The sequence below is a fragment of the Clavibacter sp. VKM Ac-2873 genome, from assembly GCF_015351075.1.
Taxonomy (GTDB): domain Bacteria; phylum Actinomycetota; class Actinomycetes; order Actinomycetales; family Microbacteriaceae; genus Clavibacter.
Genome location: NZ_JADKRS010000002.1, coordinates 217,792 through 235,914 on the forward strand (window position 1 = coordinate 217,792; position 18,123 = coordinate 235,914).

The window sequence follows — 18,123 nt, forward strand, 5'->3', positions numbered from 1 at the left end:
GATCGCCGCGCGGATCAGCGGCGGGCGTCGCGGGGCCGGCCGAGCCGCTCGGCCGGGATGGCCACGAGGAGGACGAGCAGCGCCGACGTCCCGACGCCGGGGATCGCGGCGGCGAGGACGAGGGCGAGGAGCATGAGGCCCGCGGGGATCCATCGCCGCCGGCGGAGCGAGCGGGTCGCGGCCTCCGCGGCGTCGTCCTCGACTCCCGCGCGGTGGGCGAGCTCGGCGACGATCGCCAGGCAGGCGGTCGCGACGAACATGGTGCCGATGTAGATCACGACGCCGAGCCGGTCCTCGCGGGTCGTCCCGACGATGAGCACGGTGGGCAGCGGCAGGAAGACGATCGCCGCGAGCCAGGCGAAGTTCATCCGCATCATGCCGCGCGTCGCCGTCGTGAAGCGGCCCCACACGGAGTGGTGCGCCTGCCACAGGCTCGCGATCACCACGAAGCTCAGCGCCGCCGCGCCGAGCGGGGCCGCGTTCTCCCCGAGGAAGTCGACGACGCTGTCGCTCGCGCCGTCGCGCGCCGTGTCGACGAGCGGGAGCACGATCAGCGTGATGGCGATGGCGACGACCGCGTCGCTGAAGGCGACGAGGCGGTCGAGTCCGCGTTCCGAGGGCATGGGGCCATCAGATCACACGCGGCGGCCTGCCCGACACGTGCGAGCATCGGGCGATGACGACGACGCCGGCCCCCGTGCTCGTCACGGCGCGGTTCGCGCTCGAGCCGCTGGTGGTCGCGCACGCGCGGGAGATGGTCGGGGTGCTCGCGGATCCGGCCCTGTACCGCTTCACCGGAGGAGAGCCGCCGTCGCCCGCCGCGCTCGAGGTCCGCTTCGCGCGACAGGCGGCGGGGCGCTCGCCGGACGGGTCCGCGCGATGGCTCGTGTGGATCCTCCGTGAGCGCGCGTCGGGGCGCGCGGCCGGGTTCGTGCAGGCGACCGTGACCGGCGTCGACGGCGGCGCGCGGGTCGCGGAGGTCGCGTGGCTCGTGGGCACCGCGTCGCAGGGATCCGGCGCGGCGGCCGAGTGCGCGGCGGCGATGGTCGCGTGGCTGCGGGAGGACGGCGTGGGCGTCGTGCGGGCGCACATCCACCCGGATCACGCGGCGTCCGCGGCCGTGGCCCGGCGGCTCGGGCTCGCGGCGACCGACGAGCGCGTCGACGGCGAGGTGCGCTGGGAGTCGCGGGCGGACTAGGCGTCGACGGCGGTCGTGATCCGGAGGTCGCACGTCATCCACACGGTGTCGCCGTCCTCGGGATCCGGCGTCACGCGCCCGCTGTCCGTGAAGCCCGCCTTCTCCAGCACGCGCAGGGACGCGGAGTTCCACCGACGCACGGTCGACCACAGCCGTCCGCGACCGGACGCGCGGGCGGCGTCGACCACGGCGCGCGCCGCCTCCGTCGCGAGCCCCGCGCCGTGGACGTCGCGCAGCAGCTCGAAGGCCATCTCGGGCTCCTCGACGGAGGCGCTCCCGACGACGACGCCGCAGTACCCGACGACGCCCGGCTCGTCCCGCCGTTCGATCGCGAGCAGCCCGATCCCCGTCCGGAGCGACTCCTCCGCCTGCACCGCCAGGCGGTCGCGCACCTCGTCGCGCGACGGGCGCCCCTCCTCGTCGACGCGGCGGTGCGCGGGATGGCGCGGGTCGCGCTCGGCCCAGAGGCGGTGGACGACGTCGACGTCCGACGGGCCCAGCGGCCGCATCCGGAGGCGGGCGGTCTCGAGGAGCGCGGGCAGCGGGGACGCGGTCATGCCCTCACGCTACGTCGGCGGGGTCCGGGCGTCCCGATCGCGGCGCCGAGCGGATCAGTGGACGGCGAGCTCCACCGCGAGCACCGCGGCACCCAGCACCGCCACGCCCGCGAGCACCAGGAGCTTCACGCCGATGCGCACGCGGAGGCGGCGGACGGCGACGAGCGTCACGATCACGAGCGTCGCCACGAGCACGACCGAGATGATCCGCAGGGCGGCCTGGAGCTCGAGCGCACCGAGCGCGGAGACGCCGAGGATCACGAGCGGTGCTGGCAGCACCCCGAGCGAGCTGAGGGCCACGTAGAGGATGTGCCCCACGTCGCGCCGGTCCGGCACCTCGCCGTCGCGCACCATCTGCGCGATGTACTCGGCGACCGACACCGCGAGCAGCGTGCCGACCACCGTGAGCACGAGCGTGAGCGCGGCCCCGCCGACGGTCACGTGCTCGGCCTCGCGCTCGGTCGCGATGGTGACCGCGAGCGCGGTGAAGGTGACGTAGATCCGCTCCTTGAGGGCCTCGGAGCGCTGCGCGGCGTCGGGGACGCGGCGACCGCGGGCGGGCTGCTTTTCCGGTTCCGTCACGGGATCAGCGTAGGCGGCCGCCCGATACCGTCGTGCGGCGCGCGCCGGCGGCATAGCCCGTCCGGCGGTCTCGCGCCCCGTGGGAGCATCGGATCCATGAGCGATGCGACCGCGCCCGTCTCCCCGCCCGACCTCGCCGCGGCCGTCGAGATGTGGGATGCGTACGCCGCCGCGCACCCGCAGGCCGTCGCGGCGGGTCCCGAGCACACGGTCGAGCACTTCGGGGATCACGCCCGGCTCGCCGACGAGCTGCTCGGCATCGTGCTGTCCGGCCGGAAGCGCGCCACCGCCGAGCTCGTCGCAGACTTCCTCGCGCGGGGCGACGAGGTGCCGCGCATCGGATCCCACTGGATCGCCTGCGACAGCACCGGGGCGCCGCGCATCGTGATCCGCAGCACCGAGCTCCGCGTCGGCCCGTTCACCAGCGCCGACGCCGCCTTCGCGCGCGACGAGGGCGAGGACGACCTCTCGCTCGCGAGCTGGCGCACGCAGCACCGCATCTACTGGGAGCGCGTCAGCGCGGCCCGCGGCGCCGCGTGGTCCGAGGACGACGAGATCGTCTTCGAGCGCTTCGCCGTGGTGTGGCCGCCGGAGCACGCGGACGCGCGGTGATGCGCGGCCGCGGTGACGCGGGCAGCCGGCGCCGCGATGCCTTGGCCAGGCTCGCCCGACCGGCGCAGGATGGAGGAGATGGCTGACACCGACACCCCCATGACCACCTTCCCCGACGGCCGCACCGCCGTCGCCCTCGCGCAGGGCACCTGGAACATGGGCGACGACCGCGCTGCCCGCGCGACCGAGCTCGACGCCCTGCGCGCCGGGATCGACGCGGGCCTCACCGCGATCGACACCGCCGAGATGTACGGCAGCGGGCGATCCGAGGAGCTCGTCGGCGAGGCGATCGCCGGCCGCCGCGACGAGGTGTTCCTGATCAGCAAGGTGCTCCCGTCGAACGCGTCCCGCCGCGGCACGGGCGAGGCCGCCCGCCGCAGCCTCTCGCGCCTCGGCACCGACCGGCTCGACCTCTACCTGCTGCACTGGCGCGGATCCCACCCGCTCGCCGACACCGTCGCCGCGATGCAGGAGCTCGTCGAGGAGGGCCTCGTCCGCGCGTGGGGCGTCAGCAACCTCGACGCGGACGACCTCGACGAGCTGGCCGCGATCCCCGGCGGCGACGCCGCGCAGACCGACCAGGTGCTCTACAACCTCGCCCAGCGCGGGCCCGAGCACGACGTGATCCCGTGGGCGGCCTCCCGCCGCATGCCCGTCATGGCCTACTCGCCGCTCGACCAGGGCCGGCTCGCGACGGATCCGACGCTCGCCGCCCTCGCGCAGCCGCTCGGCGTGAGCGCGGGCCAGCTCGCGCTCGCGTGGGTCGTCCGCCAGGCGCCGCACGTCTTCGCGACCGCCAAGGCCGCGACGGCCGCGCACGTCGCCGAGAACCGCGCCGCGCTCGACCTCGCGATCCCGGACGAGACGCTCGCCGCGCTCGACCGCGCGTTCCCGGGGCCGCGCGGCGCGGGTCCGCTCGCGATGTACTGACGCGGGGCGCGATCTCCCTCCTCCCCAGGAAGTCCTGTTCCCGGCATCCCTCCTCCTCGACCTCGGACGTGACGACGCCGCTCCCGCGTGCAACAGTGCGCCGCCGGCGCGGGCTGAGGTGCGCCCGCTCGCGAGGAGACGAGGCGCCCGTGTTCCATCCCGAGGCGGTGACGGCTGCGGTCCAGGGCGCGGCCACGCTCTGGGCCGCGGTCATCGCCGGAGGGGCAGCGCTCCTCTCGGCCGCGCTGTCCGCGGTGGCCGCCCACCGCTCCGGTCGGTGGACGCAGCGCGAGCAGTGGTGGCAGCGCTTCACCTGGGCCTGCGAGAAGTGCATCAGTCGAGAACCGGGGGCATCGGAGGTGGGCGCTTCCGTGATGGACGCCCTCATCGCCGTGCCCTGGGCCTCGGCCGCCGATCACGAGATGGCACTGGCGATGAGCAACGTCATCGTCGATCATGTGCTGGAGCCCGCCGCTCGACCAGGAGCGGTGGGCAGGAGGAACCGGAGGAGATGGTGGCCCGCATGACGCCCTACAGCGCCGAGGCCCAGCGCAGGGCGCACCGGCTCGCAGCCCACGCCGCGGAGAACCTCCGCCGCTTCGGCAAGAGCGTCTACTTCGACCCGGGCGAAGGGCGGTATGTCGTCGTCGACGTCGACGGAGAGGTCGATGCTGGATGGATCCGTGTGGTCGACGCGCCCGGTGCGTGGGCCCTCCGTCGGGCCCGGCTGCGCCGTCGCCTCGGGCGCTGAGACGCCAGGCGAATCGGCCGACGGCCTCAGGCCCGCGCGATCCCCGTCACGATCCACCGGTCGCCGCGCGCCCGGAGCCCCAGCGTGAGCGCCCGCGCGCCGATGTAGACGAGGCCGAAGGCCGCCCACAGCGCGAGGAGGGCGGGGGTGCCGGCGACGCGGCCGGTCTCCGTGAGCCACGCCACGAGGATCAGCGCGGGGGCGTAGATCGCGAGGTTCACGAGGCCGGCGAGGGCGAGGTAGCGGGCGTCGCCCGCGCCGATGAGCACGCCGTCGAGCACGAACACGTAGCCCGCGACGGGCAGGCCGAGGGCGAGCACGAGCGTCACGGCGGTGAGCATGCGGTGGATGTCCGCGTCGCCCGTGAAGACCGGCCCGAGCAGCGGCGAGAGGGCCGCGAGCACGAGGCCGAGGATCGCGCCGAGGCCCACGCCCCACTGCACGAGGCGGCGGGAGACGGCGCGGACGCGCGGCACGTCGTCGGCGCCGAGGCCGTGCCCGACGAGGGCCTGGCCGGCGATCGCGAGCGCGTCGAGCACGAACGCCACGGTCGAGAAGAGGGTGAGCGCGATCTGCAGGGTCGCGAGTCCCGTGACCCCGAGGCCCGCGCCCACGGCGACCGTCGCGAGGATCGCCGCCCGGAGCGACGCCGTGCGCACCAGCAGCCAGCCGCCGGACGCCGCCGAGCGCGCGACCCCGCGGATCCCGGGGCGCAGCGTCGTGCCGGTCGCGCGGGCGGCGCGCACGGCGATCACGACGAACACCGCGGCCATGCCCCACTGCGCGGCGACGGTGCCCCATGCGGATCCCGCGATGCCGAGCCCGAGCCCGTAGATGAGGAACGCGTTGAGCGCCGCGTTCGCCGCGAAGCCGGAGACCGCGACGACGAGCGGGGTGCGCGTGTCCTGCAGGCCGCGGAGGAGGCCGGTCGCGGCGATGACGAGGAGCATCGCGGGGATCCCGGCGAGCGAGATGCCGAGGTAGGTGCGCGCGGCGTCGACCACGGCGGCGGTGGCCGCCGGATCCGCGTCGGCGCCGCCGGTGTCCGCGAGGGCGCGCACGAGCGGATCCGCGACCACGAGCCCCACGACCAGCACCACCGCGCCGAGCGCGAGCGCGAGCCACAGGCCGTCGATTCCCGCGCGGATCGCGCCCGGCCGGTCGCCCGCGCCGAGCCGCCGGGCGACCGTGGGCGTCGTCGCGTAGGCGAGGAAGACGAGGAGGCCGACGATCGTCTGCAGGATCACGCTCGCGATGCCGAGGCCCGCGAGCGGCGCGCTGCCGAGGTGGCCGACGAGCGCGGTGTCGGTGAGGAGGAACAGCGGCTCGGCCACGAGCGCGCCGAGCGCGGGCACGGCCAGCGCGAGGATCTCGCGGTCGAGCGGGCGGCGGATCCGCGGACCGCGGCCGGCAGACCCGCGCCCGGCAGACCCGCGACCGGCGGATCCGCGCCCGCCCGCGGCCGGCCCGGATCCGCCCTCGGACGCGCCCGTCAGCGGACCGCGTGCGCGAGCCGCTGCACGACCCCGGCCGTCGCGGCCGTGAACGCGCGCGCGACCACGGGGTCGAGCGAGGCGAGCGAGATCGGCCCGCGCTCCGCGATGTGCGCGTCGTACGGCACCGTGAAGATCTGCGCCGGGCGGGCGTCGCCGAGGATGCGGTCGATGCGCGCGACGACCGCGGGGTCCTCCGGGCGGCCGTCGTGCAGGCGGATGATGACGGCGTTGTCGGCGAGCATGGCCGCGTGGCCGCCGAGCTCGCGCAGGAAGTCGAGGAGCGCCACGGCCTCGAGCACCGCGTCGCCCGCGTTGAGCACGGGGACGACGAGCACGTCGGTGACCTCGATGGCGCCGCGGAACGCGGACGACGACGGCTGGTTGCCGGAGTCCATCACGCGCACCGCGTAGTACTCGTCGATGAGGCGCGCGACGCCGATCACGTCGTCGCCCGTGAGCTCGCGACGCGGCCCGACGGACGCGACGACCGACGCGAAGCTCGTCTGCGGCGCGGTGTAGCCGGCGAGCTGGCCGGCGCTGTGGATCTCGTCGCGGTCGCGCACGAGCTCGCCGAGCCCGCGCTGCGGCTGGCCCTCGGCGCGGTAGCCGAGCGCCCCGGGATCGTCGGTGACCTCGACCACCGCGACGGATCCGCCGCGGATGGAGCCGAGCACGCCGCCGAGGATGAGGGAGGTGGGCGTCTTGCCGACGCCGCCCTTGCGGTTGGCGACCAGCACGCTGACGGCACGCGACCAGGTGGCCTGGCGGATCACGCGCTCGTCGCCCTCGCGGCGGGCGACCTCCGCGTTCGCGGCGGCCTCCTCGGCGCCGGGGCCGATCTTGAAGACGCCGCCCGTGACGGTGTTCATGAAGCCGCGGAAGCCCGTGCGCGCGATCGCGGGGCCGCGCGGCGGGCGCTGGCCGGTCTGCTCGGGGAAGAGGGTGAGGGCGCTCGTGGCGGCGTCGGCGCGCGGGGTGCGCATGACGTAGCGCTGCGGATCCGCGTCGGGGAACGCCGTGAGGTCGGTGCCGGGGCGACGGTCGTCGGCGGGCTCCTCGATGTCGTCGGGGGCGGCGGGGAGCGAGGCGACCGGGGTCGGGGTCGGCTGGGGCTCGACCGGCGCAGCGGCGGTGCGGGCGGGCGGCGCGTCGTCGACGGGGGAGGACTCGACGGGGGCGGACCCGGCGGGCGCGGCCGGGGACCCGGACCAGGCGGGGACGGTGCTCGCGCCGTCGGCCGGCTCGGATGCCTCCGCGCTCGGGCGGAGCGGCATGCGGAAGGGGTGCGCGTTGACGACGTGCGGGGCGGGGACGGTCCACGCGGATCCGACCTCGGGGGAGACGACGGCGTCGAAGGGGGACGGCGCGGCGGCGGGGCGGGCGTCGTCCCCGGCGACGTCCTCGGCGGGAGCGGCGGTGTCGGGGACGCGGTCCTCGGGATCCACGTCGTCGTCGTCCGCGTCGTCGAAGAGCTCGTCGAAGGCGTGCGTGCCGACGACGACCTCCTCGTCGGGCTCCGTGCCCGACGCATCGTCGTCGTGCGCGTCGGCGTCCGCGTGGGGCGCGGCCTCGGCCTCGTCGCCGGGCGCCGCGGCCTCGACGGGAGCGGCACCGGGGCGCACGCGGTCCGGCCCGAACAGGCCGCCATCGGAGGTGCGGGGCACGGCGGGGAACGGATCCACCCAGCGGTGCGCGTCGCCCGACGGCTCGGCCGAGCTGCGCTCCATCTCCTGCTGGCGGCGACGCAGCTCCCGGCGGCTGAGGAGGGGAGGCTCGGTCGTTCCGCCGTCGCGGTGGCCGGTGTCGTGCGTGTCGTCGGTCATGTGGCTCGCCTTCGTCGTCCCCGCCTGCGCGGACGAGGCTACCAGGGGGCGGCCGGGCGCCCGGATCCACGGGCCCGCCGACCGCCCCGCGCCCCCGCCGCGCCCTCCGTCGTGCCCCCGCGTCTGGCCGCCGTCCGCGAGCGTGGCGGGCGCGCGGATCGCGGTCGGTTAGGGTCTCCTCCGTGATCCCCGGAACCGCCGACGTGCCCGCGCCCGCCGACGACCCCTCGGCCGCCGTCTCCTCCGGCGTCTCCGCCGTCGCGACCGAGCTCGGGGCCCTCCTCATGCAGATCCGCTCGCTGCGCGTCGAGGAGGCGGCCGCGTTCCACGCCGGCCTCCAGCCCGGCGCGTTCGCCGTGGCCCGGTGGATCCGCACCGAGGGGCCCGCATCCGCGGGCGCCGTCGCCGCCGGCCTCGTCATGGACAAGAGCTCGGTGAGCCGGCACCTCCGCGTGCTGCGCGAGGCCGGGTACGTGCAGGACGAGCCGGATCCCGCCGACCGCCGCTCCACGATCCTCACCCTCACGCCGCTCGCCGAGGAGCGTCTCGAGCAGGTGCGGAAGGGCACGCGCGAGCGCCTGCAGAACCGGCTGCACGCGTGGGACGCCGCCGACGTCGAGCAGTTCGCGGCGCTGCTGCACCGCTTCAACGTGTCGCCGCGCGACCGTCCCGCCGACGCCTGAGGGCAGCGGCGGCGGATCCGCCCGCTCAGCGGGGCCGGCTCCTCCGATCCTCCGTGCGGAGGTCCTTGGGGAGCCCGCGGGAGAGGCGGAGCTTCTGGGCCTTCCGCTCCACGCGGTAGAGGTGCCACCCGGCGAGCGGGGCGAGGAAGGACACGGCCACGAAGAACCACTCGACCGGAGTGAGCACCCTGTCCCCCGGGGTCTTCGCCAGGAGGCCCGCATCCTGCGCGATGAGGATCCCGATCATGACGAGCACGAAGACGGAGATCGCCGTCAACGCGAGGGAGAGCGCCAGGAGCCCGCTCGCCGAGGTGACCGTCAGCCTCCCCGGGTTCAGCACGAAGAGGTCGCCCTTGTAGACGCCGTACTCCTCGCGCGTCAGACCCCGACGCGCGGCGTCCGCGTCGGCGAGCCTCCCGAAGACGCCGGGGCGGCGCGGGTGCTTCCTCGCCCACAGCGCATTGACGATCGAGAGCACGATGGCGGCCACGGGACCGAGGAGGGCGATGCCGGTGGGGATCATCGCGAGCAGGTGCCAGACGCGCCCGTCCGCGTCCAGCATCGCGCCGCTGATGAGGATGGACACGACGAAGATCACCGGGGCGGCGAGCAGCGGCAGGATCCACGATCGATGCCAGCGCGGTCGGTCTGACGCGGATCCGGGAGCATCGGTCACCGGGGAAGTCTCTCAGCTCAGCGGGGATCGCGACGGTCCCGATCGGCCTCACCCCGCCTGGTGCACCGCGTAGCTCGCCACGAACCCGAGCACGGTCACGAGCCCGGTGAGCGCCTGCGCCTTGCGGAACGCCTCGGGGATCATCGTGTCGCAGATCATCGCGAGGATCGCGCCGGCCGCGAACGCCATCACGACCGACTGGCCGCTCTCCGGCAGGCCGCCGAGGAGCGCGTAGCCGCCGAGGGACGAGAGCGCGCAGATCACGGCGATGGAGGTCCAGAGCCCGAACACGTAGCGCGCGCTCCGGCCGGACTGCGTGAGGTCGGCCGTGCTCGACATGCCCTCGGGGAAGTTCGAGATCACCACGGCGACCAGCACGCCGATGCTCAGCGCCCCGCCGCCCGTGAGGCTGAGGCCCTGCACGGCCGTCTCGGGTACGCCGTCGAGGAGGGCGCCGAGCGCGATCCCCACCCCGGTGCCGCCCCGCCGCCCGACCTCCCGTGGTGCTTCCGGCGGAAGCCGCCGTGCTCGAGGATCTGGTCGAGCACCACGTACACGACCGCGCCCGCGACGAAGCCGCCGAGCGTGGGGATCACGCCGCCGCTCGCCGCCGCCTCGTCGACCAGGTCGAACGACAGCGCCGAGATGAGCACGCCCGCGCCGAACGCCATCACGAGCGCGACGACCTCGCGCGGCACCTTCACGAACCAGGCGACGAGGGATCCGACGACGAGCGACAGCCCGGAGAGCAGGCCGGCCAGACCGGCCAGGAGGAGAGGGGACATGGCTTCGAGGATGCTCCTCGACCGCGCCCCCGTCACGTCGACGCGGTTGCGGGAGGCGTCCGGAGCCGATCTGATGGGGTGGATGCGGAGTACCCGGGGGACCACGGCCATCCATCGACAGCGCGCGTTCGCGGTGGCGGCGCTCGCCGCGCTGCTGCTCGCCGGCTGCACCGCGGGGACGCCGCCCGAGCCGGGCGCCGCCCCCGCGCCGACGACGGCCTCTCCCTCAGCGGAAGCCGCGGATGGTGTGACCGACCCGCTCGCGATCGTGACCACGCCCGGCACGGGCGCGTTCATCGCCGAGGACGTGCAGGCGGCGCTGCACGAGGGCGGCACGGGACCGGCGACGTTCGAGGTGCCGCAACCGGAGTCCACGGTCGGATCCCTGCAGTTCTTCGTCACGTGCGCGACCGGCGAGTACCGGATCCTGGTGGGAGGCGTCTTCGTCTACGGCTCGGGCTGCTCGCCGACGACCGCGAACAGCGCCGCCATGCCGATCCCGCAGCGCGACACCCCGCTGACCGTCACCGTGGAGGTGCCGGAGGGCGTCGCGTTCCGGATCCTCGCGGTGCCGGTCTAGGGATGCGGAGCGGGGCGCCCGATCAGGTCGGGGACGCGTCAGCCGACGGCGAGGATCTCCAGGAACGTCTGCTCCGTCACTATCTCGATCGACTGGCCGGCAGCTGCCAGTTCCTTCGCCTTCATCACCTTCGAGCTGAGGGTGGCACCGGGGCGGAGGGTCGCCGGGTCGAAGCCGCCCATGACCACGAGGGTCGTCTTCTTCGTCACGTTGCTGGAGACGGTGGCGCCGAAGGACGAGACGACCTCCTGCCCGCGCGCTCTCGTGTACGAGTCCAGGTCCCCGGAGAAGCAGACGACCTCGCCGAAGAGCGGGTGGCTGGGATCTGCCGCCGCGCTGGGCTGGGGGAGGTCGGCCTTGCGCACGTAGTCACGAGGGGACCGCGTACGAGGCTTCGGTTCCTTTGCCCACAGCTCCTCGAGTGTGTCCAGACCCCTTTCCTCGGCGATGCGGAGGGCGACCAGCGCGCATGCACGGGAGTCCGCTCCCGCTTCGTGGTGATCGAAGGACGGCAGCCCGAGGTGCTCGACGACGAGCGGGAGACGATGGCTGGGCAGCTGGCAATGGCGTCGTGCGATGGCGAGTGCGTCCAGGAAGACGAATCCGGGATCCTCGACGCCGGAGGTCCGGTTGGCCGCGTTGTAGACGCCCTTGTCGAATGGGCTGTACGCCACCAGCGGCAGCCCGTCGGCGATCTCGGCTAGACGTCCGAGGGTCTCGAGCCACGTGGGGGCACCTACGACATGCTCCGGTCCGATCCCGTGCAGGTACGTGTTGGTGAACGAGGCATCTCCGGGCGGCTGGACGAACCAGGACCGTGTCGTGCCCACGCGGCCGTCGAGGACCTTTGTGACTCCGACTGCGCATGCGGAGTCGCGATTGAAGTTGGCTGTCTCGAAGTCGATGGAGACGAAGCTGAGCGGCATGATCGGAGTGTAAGTACGAGGCGGAGGCGAACCCACGCCATCCCGGCCATGCGCGGACCCCCAGTTCGCGGCGCTCTCTCCCCGGGATCACCGCCCCGCCGGCACCCCCGCGTCGCGCAGCGCCAGGTCGGCGAGCTGACGGACGACGCGCGGGTCGCCCGCGCGCCAGGCCGCGACCGGATCCGGGTGCGCCTTCAGGAGCGCCGCCGGCTTGCGCGACGACAGCGCCCGGAGCGCGAGCAGCTCGGTGCCGCCGGGAGTCGACGCGAGCACGCGGGCGGCCGCCGCGCGCCGCACGAACGAGATCCGGCGCAGCAGCCAGTGCCGCACGATGAAGGCGATCGGCACGAGCGCCACGAGGAGCCCCAGCAGGAGCGCGATGGTGCCGACGAGCGACTGCTGGTCGCGCCCCGCCTGCACGAGGCCGGATCCGATCCCGCTCGCGTCCTCGAACGGCCCGCGCGCGGCGTCGCCCACGAGGGGCAGGCGGCCGAGGGCGTCGGCGGCGTCGGTCATGGATCCGCTGAGCCGCGTGCCCGACTCCTCCATGCTGCGCCCGAGGTCGCCGAGCGGGCGGATGAGCGCGGCCACCGCGATCCCCACCAGCACCGACACGACGATGCCCGCGAGCGCCGCGGTGTCCGCCGCGATCTGCCGGGCGCGGACGAGGGGGAGCGCGGAGTAGAGCTGCATGCGTCCAGCCTGGCCCGCAGGCCGTCCCGGGTGCGCCGGGCGAGGGATCAGCCGGATGCGTCGAGCGCCTCCAGCGCCCGCAGCGCCTCCTGCGCCCGCTCGAGGCGCGCGTCCTCCGGCTCGTCCCACCAGCGCGGGCCGCGCTCGCCGAGGCCGTGCTTCGCGAGGCTCACCCGCTCCCGGGCCGTCGCGATCGCGGCGTCGTCGGCCGCGCGCTTCGCCGCGCGCACACCCGAGCGGCCGCGGCCGAGGTGCGACGTCAGCGCCTCGACCAGCTCGGCCGGCAGCGACGGATCCGTGCGGGGCCAGCGCCGCCCGTCCACGACCAGCCAGCGCTCCGCCTCGATCGCGGCGGCGGACGCCGCGTCGGCAGACGCGTCGGCGTCGGCGTCGGGATCCCGGGGACGCTCGGTCATGGTCCGACGCTAGCCCCGGCCGCGGCGGACGACCGACCGCGCTCGGCGATCGGCCACCCGCCGGCGCCCGCACGCGCACGAGGGCCGGGGCGCACGCACGCCCCGGCCCTCCGATCGGCCCCCCGATTAGCTCAGCGGGTCACCCCGCCGAGCAGCTCTCCGCGGATCAGCCGCGCCACACCTGGATCACCGACGGGCGCGGTCCGCGCCAGGCGCCCTTCGGCGGGGTGGCGCCGGCGGGCACGTAGTCGGGGAAGAACGAGTGCTGCTCGGCGAACGAGCCGTCCTCGCCCGGATGCTGCACCGCGACGAACACCATGCCCTCGGTGTCGTGCACGACCGGGCCGCAGGTCTCGGCCTCGGTGGGCACGGAGAGGAACTGCTGCACGTGGCCGCGCTCTTCGCCCTCCACCGGCACCTTGAACAGGCCGTCGTTGAGGCCGATGGTGCTCGGGGCGCCGTCGGTGGAGATCCAGAGGGCGCCCTCGGAGTCGAACGCGACGTTGTCCGGGCAGCTGATGGGCGAGACCTTGTCCTTCGGGAAGCCCGCGAAGTAGGTCGACTCGTTCTTCGCCGGGTCGCCCGCGACGAGCAGCAGGTTCCACGTGAAGGTGGTGGAGCGGGCGTCGCCGCCGTCCTCGGTGATCTCCACGATGTGGCCGTCGCGGTTGGTCGTCCGCGGGTTCATCTCCGTGGCGCCCTCCTTGCCGGCCTTGCCGCGGTCGGTGTTGTTGGTGCACGCGACGTAGATCTTGCCGGTGACGGGGCTGGGCTGGACGTCCTCGCAGCGGTCCATCTTCGTGGCGCCCGCGGCATCCGCGACGAGGCGCGTGTGCACGAGCGCCTCCTCGGTCGTGAAGCCGGGGATCTGGCAGACGCCGTCGACCACCAGCGGGATCCACTCGCCGATGCCGTCGAACGAGCCGTCGGACGGGAGCTGGCCGGTGCCGGTGATCTCCGCGACGGGCGAGTCGCCCGTGAAGCGCGCCACGTAGAGCGCGCCGCGGGTGAGCAGCTGCTTGTTCCGCTTGCGGTCCTGGCGGGTGGTGCCCGTGACCATCTGGTCGTGCGACACGAACTTGTAGAGGTAGTCGAAGCGCTCGTCGTCGCCCATGTACGCGGCGACGTGGCCGCTCGTCCCGAGGATGACGTTCGCGCCCTCGTGCTTGAACCGGCCGAGCGCGGTGTGCTTCACGGGCGCCTCGCCGGGCTCGAACGGGTCGACCTCGACGATCCAGCCGAAGCGGTTCGGCTCGTTCTCGTAGCCGGCGGTGCGGGCGTCGAAGCGGGGGTCGATGGCCTCCCAGCCGCGGGTCGTCGACTTGTCGGCGAGGCCGTAGCGCTTGTCGGCGGCGGAGGTGCCCGCGGTGCGGAAGTAGCCGTTGAAGTTCTCCTCGCCGGAGAGCACGGTGCCCCACGGGGTGGTGCCGCCGGAGCAGTTGCCGAGGGTGCCGAGGATCCGCGTGCCCTTCGGGTCGTCCTTGGTGCGCAGCGACGCCGATCCTGCGGCGGGGCCCGTGACGGTGAAGGGCGTGTCCGCGGTGATGCGGCGGTTGCGGTGGTGGCCGATCGTGTAGGTCCACGGCTGGCCGACCGTCTTCCGGCGGAGCGCGACGACGGACATGCCGTGGGACGCCTTCCCGATGCGGCGCTGCTCGGCGAGCTCGGCGTCGTCGGCCGCGGGCGGGAACATGATGTTCTCGTTCGTGTACTCGTGGTTGGCGACGAGGAGCGCCTCCTTGTTCCGCGAGTTGATCGGGATGATGTCGAGGTAGTCGTTGTTGTAGCCGAACTGGCGCGACGCGAGCTTGGCCGTCTGGTTGTCCGCGTCGAAGTCGTCGGCGTAGCTGAAGAGCGGGTCGCCCCAGCGGATGATCGGCTGCCAGCGGTACCCGGTCGGGACCGTGAACCGGTCGACGGCGGCGTCGACGGGCGTGATCGCCGTGAAGGGCAGGTTCGACGCGGCCTGCGCGGCGGCGGCCTCGGCGCCGGGGGCGGCCGCGTTCTGCGCCACGAGGATCGCGAGGGCACCGGCGCCCGCGCCGCCGAGCAGCGTGCGGCGCGAGAGGGCGCGGCCCGCGATGTCGCGGAAGTAGGAGTTGTCGGTGACGTTCGGCACGGGCTTGGTGCACGCGTCGTCGCACTTGAGGTGGCAGGTGACCGTGCTGCGCTTGCCGCGGGCGTGGGGGTCGCGGGACAGGATCGGCAGCAGCCGGTGGTGGGTCTCACGGGTGAGGGTCATGTGGGGTCTCCATCGATCTCGGGCGTCTCCACCCGGGGCGGCGGACGCATCACGCTCGAAAGGTATTGGCGCCCCCGGACGCGCCCCCGAAGCCAGGGTGGACGCCGGGTGAACCCCGGATGGACGGAACTCGCGGGCGTACCGTCGAGGGGCGGCGCGGATCCGCGCCGCCTCGACCCGAGGAGGATCCCCATGGCCAGGTTCGACACGAAGACCGCTCTCGTGACAGGCGGAGGCAGTGGCATCGGCGCCGCGATCTCCCGCGCGCTCGCCGCGGAGGGCGCGTCGGTCGTCGTCACCGACATCCAGCTGGAGGCGGCGGAGCGCGTCGTCGCCGAGATCGAGCAGGCGGGCGGCACCGCCACCGCGTTCCGCCAGGACACGGCGAAGGCGGAGGACTCGGAGGCCGCGGTCGCGCACGCCGTCGACGCCTACGGCGCGCTGCACCTCGCCGTGAACAACGCCGGCGTCAGTGCCCCGGCAGCCGACATCGGCGACTACGAGATCTCCGCCTGGGACCGCACGCGCGCCATCGACCTCGACGGCGTCTTCTACGGCCTCCGCTACCAGCTCCCCGCGATGGTGGCGGCGGGCGGCGGCGCGGTCGTCAACATGAGCTCGGTGCTCGGATCCGTCGGCTTCGCGCAGAACGCCGCCTACGTCGCGAGCAAGCACGCCCTCGTCGGCCTCACCAAGGTCGCCGCGCTCGAGTACACGGCCCGCGGCGTGCGCACCAACGCGGTCGGCCCCGGCTTCATCGACACCCCGCTCGTGCGCTCGTCCCTCTCGGCCGAGGCGCTCGCGTACCTCGAGAGCCAGCACGCGACCGGCCGGCTCGGCACGGATAAAGAGGTCGCGGCGCTCGTGCTGTTCCTCCTCAGCGACGACGCGTCCTTCATCTCGGGCAGCTACCACCTGGTGGACGGCGGCTACTCGGCGCGCTGACCCGCTGGCCGCGCGCGCACCCACGGCGCACGACCGCGCACGACCGCGGCCGCCCGGCGCGTCGAGACGCCGGGCGGCCGCGGGGCCGGTGCCGCGCCCGTCAGACGGGCGCGAGGAACGTGAGCTGGGATCCGTCCTCCACGATGAGCGGGCCGAGCGCCGCGTTGAACTCCGCCCCGTACGGCGCCCCGATGTGCGCCTGGAACGCGGCCTCGTCGCGGTACACCTCGTGCACCACGAAGCGCGCCGGATCCTCCACCCGCCGGTACGGCTCGAACACGACGTTGCCGGGCTCGGCCCGCACGAGCTCCGCGAGCCCGGCGATCATCCGCGCGACCTGCTCCTCCTGGCCCGGCAGCGCCGTGAACTCCGCGTACAGGACGGTGGCCGTCATGCCGTGGCCGCGCCCGTCATGATCGCGACCGCGTCGGTCATCGAGTGCGACTGCGGCGTGATGGTCGCGGCCTTCTTGCCCAGGCGCTGGATGTGGATCCGGTCGGCGACCTCGAACACCTGCGGCATGTTGTGGCTGATGAGGATCACCGGGATGCCCCGGTCGCGCAGGTTCCGCACGAGCTCCAGCACCTGGTTCGACTCGCGCACGCCGAGCGCCGCGGTCGGCTCGTCGAGCACCACGACCTTCGACCCGAACGCCGCGGCGCGCGCCACGGCGACCGCCTGCCGCTGCCCGCCGGACAGGTTCTCGACGGGCACGGTCACGTCCTGCAGCGTCGAGATCCCGAGCTCGGTCAGCTCCGCCTTGGCGTCGCGGCGCATGCCGGCCGTGTCGAGCATGCGGAACACGGATCCGAGGATCCCCTTCTTCCGCTTCTCCCGCCCGAGGTAGAGGTTCGACGCCACGTCGAGCGCGGGCGAGACGGCGAGGTTCTGGTACACCGTCTCGATCCCCGCGGCCCGGGCGTCCTGCGGACGCTTGAACGACACCGGCTTGCCGTCGAGGAACAGCTCGCCCTCGTCGGGCGTCTCCGCTCCCGTGAGGCACTTGATGAGCGTCGACTTGCCGGCGCCGTTGTCGCCGATGATCGCGAGCACCTCGCCGGGGAAGAGCTCGAGGCTCACGCCGTCGAGTCCGACGACCCGGCCGAAGGTCTTCACGAGCCGCTTCGCCTCGAGGACGGGCGTGCGGGTCGGGGCGGGGGCGCTCCCCGCGGGGTCGGTGAGGGTCACTTGCGCACCTTTCGGATCCACTGGTCGACGGAGACCGCCACGATGATCAGGACGCCCACGGCGAGGGTCTGGTACAGCACGTCCAGCCCGGCGAGCGAGAGCCCGTTGCGGAAGACGCCGACGATGAGCGCGCCGAGGAGCGTGCCCCACACCGTGCCGCGACCGCCGAAGAGGCTCGTGCCGCCGATGACCACCGCGGTGATGGAGTCGAGGTTGAGGTCGGCCCCGGCGTTGGGGCTGGCGGCGTTGCTGCGGCCGATCGCGATCCACGCGCCGACGGCGAGGATCGCCCCGGCCGCGAGGTACACGCTCATGAGCACCCGGTTGACGCTGATGCCGGCGAGGCGGGCGGCCTCCTTGTCGTCGCCGACCGCGTAGACGTGCCGGCCCCACGCGGTCTTCCCGAGGATGAAGGCGACCACGACGTAGAGCACGAGCATGAGGACCACGCCGAAGCTGATCTTCACCCCGGCCAGGTCGAACGTGCGCCCCGTCCAGGAGAGCGCGGCCGGCATGTCCACGCCGCGGATGGTCGCGCCGTTGGAGTAGAGGAGCGTGAGCGCCACGAAGATGTTCAGCGTCCCGAGCGTGACGATGAACGGGGGGAGCCGCAGCCGCGTCACGAGCAGGCCGTTGAACGCGCCGGCCGCGAGGCCCACGACGAGCCCGGCGACCAGGGCGGCGGGTGCCGGCAGTCCGTTCTGGCTGGCCGTCTGCGCGATCACCATCGACGTGAGCACCATGACCGCGCCCACCGACAGGTCGATGCCCGCGGTGAGGATGATCAGCGTCTGCGCCACCGCGAGCGTGCCGACCACGGCGACCTGCTGCGTGACGAGCGACAGGTTGGCGGGATCGAGGAAGCGGTCGTTGAGCAGGCCGAACACGACGATCGCGAGCACCAGCACGACGGCGGGGCTGACGGCGGGGTAGCGGTGGAGCACCCCGCGGATGCGGTCGACGGGGGAGCGGCGGTCGAGGAACTCGTTGGCGAGGTCGAGCGCCGAGGTGGGCGGGTTCGGGTCGGTGGTCCGGCTCAC

At 74.2% G+C, this 18,123-nt stretch carries 21 protein-coding genes and 1 pseudogene; 8 read left to right on the forward strand and 14 right to left on the reverse strand.

The window, feature by feature from the left end; all coding sequences use genetic code 11:
- Nucleotides 1–14: 14 nt before the first annotated feature.
- A complete protein-coding gene (locus ITJ44_RS08230; protein WP_194634477.1) occupies nucleotides 15–623 on the reverse strand; it encodes a TMEM175 family protein in 609 nt (202 codons plus the stop codon).
- A gap of 53 nt (nucleotides 624–676) precedes the next feature.
- Between ITJ44_RS08230 and ITJ44_RS08235 the strand changes: the two genes are divergently transcribed.
- Nucleotides 677–1,198 (forward strand): GNAT family N-acetyltransferase, encoded by a 522-nt coding sequence (locus ITJ44_RS08235; protein ID WP_194634479.1) that lies wholly within the window; start codon nucleotides 677–679, stop codon nucleotides 1,196–1,198.
- On the opposite strand, the gene ITJ44_RS08240 is transcribed toward ITJ44_RS08235, so the two are convergent.
- Nucleotides 1,195–1,755, reverse strand: coding sequence for a GNAT family N-acetyltransferase (locus tag ITJ44_RS08240; protein ID WP_194634481.1), 561 nt, complete (start codon nucleotides 1,753–1,755; stop codon nucleotides 1,195–1,197). The genes ITJ44_RS08235 and ITJ44_RS08240 overlap by 4 nt on opposite strands.
- Before the next feature lie 54 nt (nucleotides 1,756–1,809).
- Nucleotides 1,810–2,337: a hypothetical protein gene (locus tag ITJ44_RS08245; protein WP_194634482.1), complete on the reverse strand. Its 528-nt coding sequence runs from the start codon at nucleotides 2,335–2,337 to the stop codon at nucleotides 1,810–1,812.
- Nucleotides 2,338–2,433: 96 nt separating this feature from the next.
- Here ITJ44_RS08245 and ITJ44_RS08250 point away from each other — a divergent pair, with 96 nt between their 5' ends.
- The 4 genes from ITJ44_RS08250 to ITJ44_RS08265 all read left to right on the forward strand — a co-directional run bounded on the left by ITJ44_RS08250 (nucleotide 2,434) and on the right by ITJ44_RS08265 (nucleotide 4,630).
- Nucleotides 2,434–2,949 (forward strand): ASCH domain-containing protein, encoded by a 516-nt coding sequence (locus ITJ44_RS08250; RefSeq protein ID WP_194634485.1) that lies wholly within the window; start codon nucleotides 2,434–2,436, stop codon nucleotides 2,947–2,949.
- A gap of 69 nt (nucleotides 2,950–3,018) precedes the next feature.
- A complete protein-coding gene (locus tag ITJ44_RS08255; protein WP_370551653.1) occupies nucleotides 3,019–3,879 on the forward strand; it encodes an aldo/keto reductase in 861 nt (286 codons plus the stop codon).
- Between the two features lie 149 nt (nucleotides 3,880–4,028).
- Nucleotides 4,029–4,406 carry a hypothetical protein gene (locus ITJ44_RS08260; protein ID WP_194634487.1) on the forward strand — a complete coding sequence of 126 codons (378 nt, stop codon included), beginning with the start codon at nucleotides 4,029–4,031 and terminating at the stop codon, nucleotides 4,404–4,406.
- Nucleotides 4,403–4,630: a hypothetical protein gene (locus ITJ44_RS08265; protein ID WP_194634489.1), complete on the forward strand. Its 228-nt coding sequence runs from the start codon at nucleotides 4,403–4,405 to the stop codon at nucleotides 4,628–4,630. The genes ITJ44_RS08260 and ITJ44_RS08265 overlap by 4 nt, the downstream gene beginning before the upstream one ends.
- A 26-nt stretch (nucleotides 4,631–4,656) precedes the next feature.
- On the opposite strand, the gene ITJ44_RS08270 is transcribed toward ITJ44_RS08265, so the two are convergent.
- Nucleotides 4,657–5,991 carry an MATE family efflux transporter gene (locus ITJ44_RS08270; protein WP_228494904.1) on the reverse strand — a complete coding sequence of 445 codons (1,335 nt, stop codon included), beginning with the start codon at nucleotides 5,989–5,991 and terminating at the stop codon, nucleotides 4,657–4,659.
- 131 nt (nucleotides 5,992–6,122) lie between these two features.
- Nucleotides 6,123–7,949, reverse strand: a complete 1,827-nt coding sequence (locus ITJ44_RS08275) for an ATPase (protein ID WP_194634490.1) — start codon at nucleotides 7,947–7,949, stop codon at nucleotides 6,123–6,125.
- Nucleotides 7,950–8,131: 182 nt separating this feature from the next.
- Between ITJ44_RS08275 and ITJ44_RS08280 the strand changes: the two genes are divergently transcribed.
- On the forward strand, nucleotides 8,132–8,632 hold the full coding sequence (locus ITJ44_RS08280) for a MarR family winged helix-turn-helix transcriptional regulator (RefSeq protein WP_194634492.1): 501 nt from the start codon (nucleotides 8,132–8,134) through the stop codon (nucleotides 8,630–8,632).
- A gap of 25 nt (nucleotides 8,633–8,657) precedes the next feature.
- Here the strand turns inward: ITJ44_RS08280 and ITJ44_RS08285 are convergent, their stop codons facing one another.
- Both ITJ44_RS08285 and ITJ44_RS08290 read right to left on the reverse strand, forming a co-directional pair.
- The gene (locus ITJ44_RS08285; RefSeq protein WP_194634495.1) at nucleotides 8,658–9,308 is read right to left on the reverse strand and encodes a hypothetical protein; all 651 of its coding nucleotides are present in this window, start codon (nucleotides 9,306–9,308) and stop codon (nucleotides 8,658–8,660) included.
- Nucleotides 9,309–9,356: 48 nt separating this feature from the next.
- Nucleotides 9,357–10,093, reverse strand: a pseudogene (locus ITJ44_RS08290) (ZIP family metal transporter).
- Between ITJ44_RS08290 and ITJ44_RS08295 the strand changes: the two are divergent.
- The gene (locus ITJ44_RS08295) at nucleotides 10,092–10,673 is read left to right on the forward strand and encodes a hypothetical protein (RefSeq protein WP_194634497.1); all 582 of its coding nucleotides are present in this window, start codon (nucleotides 10,092–10,094) and stop codon (nucleotides 10,671–10,673) included. The pseudogene ITJ44_RS08290 and the gene ITJ44_RS08295 overlap by 2 nt on opposite strands.
- A 38-nt stretch (nucleotides 10,674–10,711) precedes the next feature.
- Here ITJ44_RS08295 and ITJ44_RS08300 read toward each other — a convergent pair whose 3' ends face one another.
- From ITJ44_RS08300 to ITJ44_RS08315, 4 genes are all read right to left on the reverse strand, one after another.
- Nucleotides 10,712–11,599: an exonuclease domain-containing protein gene (locus ITJ44_RS08300; RefSeq protein ID WP_194634499.1), complete on the reverse strand. Its 888-nt coding sequence runs from the start codon at nucleotides 11,597–11,599 to the stop codon at nucleotides 10,712–10,714.
- Between the two features lie 87 nt (nucleotides 11,600–11,686).
- Complete coding sequence (locus tag ITJ44_RS08305) at nucleotides 11,687–12,292, reverse strand: hypothetical protein (protein ID WP_194634501.1); 606 nt, start codon at nucleotides 12,290–12,292, stop codon at nucleotides 11,687–11,689.
- Between the two features lie 47 nt (nucleotides 12,293–12,339).
- Nucleotides 12,340–12,708, reverse strand: coding sequence for a biopolymer transporter Tol (locus ITJ44_RS08310; protein ID WP_194634504.1), 369 nt, complete (start codon nucleotides 12,706–12,708; stop codon nucleotides 12,340–12,342).
- A gap of 166 nt (nucleotides 12,709–12,874) precedes the next feature.
- Nucleotides 12,875–14,950 (reverse strand): PhoX family phosphatase, encoded by a 2,076-nt coding sequence (locus ITJ44_RS08315; protein WP_194634506.1) that lies wholly within the window; start codon nucleotides 14,948–14,950, stop codon nucleotides 12,875–12,877.
- Between the two features lie 192 nt (nucleotides 14,951–15,142).
- On the opposite strand from ITJ44_RS08315, the gene ITJ44_RS08320 reads away from it, so the two are divergent.
- Nucleotides 15,143–15,895 (forward strand): SDR family NAD(P)-dependent oxidoreductase, encoded by a 753-nt coding sequence (locus ITJ44_RS08320; RefSeq protein WP_194634508.1) that lies wholly within the window; start codon nucleotides 15,143–15,145, stop codon nucleotides 15,893–15,895.
- 100 nt (nucleotides 15,896–15,995) lie between these two features.
- Here ITJ44_RS08320 and ITJ44_RS08325 read toward each other — a convergent pair whose 3' ends face one another.
- Genes ITJ44_RS08325 through ITJ44_RS08335 form a run of 3 tightly spaced genes read right to left on the reverse strand, consistent with a single transcriptional unit; the run spans nucleotide 15,996 to nucleotide 18,123 of the window.
- The gene (locus ITJ44_RS08325) at nucleotides 15,996–16,289 is read right to left on the reverse strand and encodes a putative quinol monooxygenase (RefSeq protein ID WP_194634510.1); all 294 of its coding nucleotides are present in this window, start codon (nucleotides 16,287–16,289) and stop codon (nucleotides 15,996–15,998) included.
- Nucleotides 16,286–17,083: an ATP-binding cassette domain-containing protein gene (locus ITJ44_RS08330; protein ID WP_015491402.1), complete on the reverse strand. Its 798-nt coding sequence runs from the start codon at nucleotides 17,081–17,083 to the stop codon at nucleotides 16,286–16,288. Before ITJ44_RS08330 ends, ITJ44_RS08325 begins: the two co-directional genes overlap by 4 nt.
- Nucleotides 17,080–18,123 (reverse strand): ABC transporter permease, encoded by a 1,044-nt coding sequence (locus tag ITJ44_RS08335; RefSeq protein WP_194634512.1) that lies wholly within the window; start codon nucleotides 18,121–18,123, stop codon nucleotides 17,080–17,082. The genes ITJ44_RS08330 and ITJ44_RS08335 overlap by 4 nt, the downstream gene beginning before the upstream one ends.

Coding starts and splice junctions, on each gene's coding strand:
- ITJ44_RS08325 (WP_194634510.1), bottom strand. CDS start 16,289: ATGACGGCCACCGTCCTGTACGCGGAGTTCACGGCGCTGCCGGGCCAG.
- ITJ44_RS08310 (WP_194634504.1), bottom strand. CDS start 12,708: ATGACCGAGCGTCCCCGGGATCCCGACGCCGACGCCGACGCGTCTGCC.
- ITJ44_RS08305 (WP_194634501.1), bottom strand. CDS start 12,292: ATGCAGCTCTACTCCGCGCTCCCCCTCGTCCGCGCCCGGCAGATCGCG.
- ITJ44_RS08320 (WP_194634508.1), top strand. CDS start 15,143: ATGGCCAGGTTCGACACGAAGACCGCTCTCGTGACAGGCGGAGGCAGT.
- ITJ44_RS08315 (WP_194634506.1), bottom strand. CDS start 14,950: ATGACCCTCACCCGTGAGACCCACCACCGGCTGCTGCCGATCCTGTCC.
- ITJ44_RS08265 (WP_194634489.1), top strand. CDS start 4,403: ATGACGCCCTACAGCGCCGAGGCCCAGCGCAGGGCGCACCGGCTCGCA.
- ITJ44_RS08250 (WP_194634485.1), top strand. CDS start 2,434: ATGAGCGATGCGACCGCGCCCGTCTCCCCGCCCGACCTCGCCGCGGCC.
- ITJ44_RS08255 (WP_370551653.1), top strand. CDS start 3,019: ATGGAGGAGATGGCTGACACCGACACCCCCATGACCACCTTCCCCGAC.
- ITJ44_RS08235 (WP_194634479.1), top strand. CDS start 677: ATGACGACGACGCCGGCCCCCGTGCTCGTCACGGCGCGGTTCGCGCTC.
- ITJ44_RS08295 (WP_194634497.1), top strand. CDS start 10,092: ATGGCTTCGAGGATGCTCCTCGACCGCGCCCCCGTCACGTCGACGCGG.
- ITJ44_RS08230 (WP_194634477.1), bottom strand. CDS start 623: ATGCCCTCGGAACGCGGACTCGACCGCCTCGTCGCCTTCAGCGACGCG.
- ITJ44_RS08300 (WP_194634499.1), bottom strand. CDS start 11,599: ATGCCGCTCAGCTTCGTCTCCATCGACTTCGAGACAGCCAACTTCAAT.
- ITJ44_RS08275 (WP_194634490.1), bottom strand. CDS start 7,949: ATGACCGACGACACGCACGACACCGGCCACCGCGACGGCGGAACGACC.
- ITJ44_RS08240 (WP_194634481.1), bottom strand. CDS start 1,755: ATGACCGCGTCCCCGCTGCCCGCGCTCCTCGAGACCGCCCGCCTCCGG.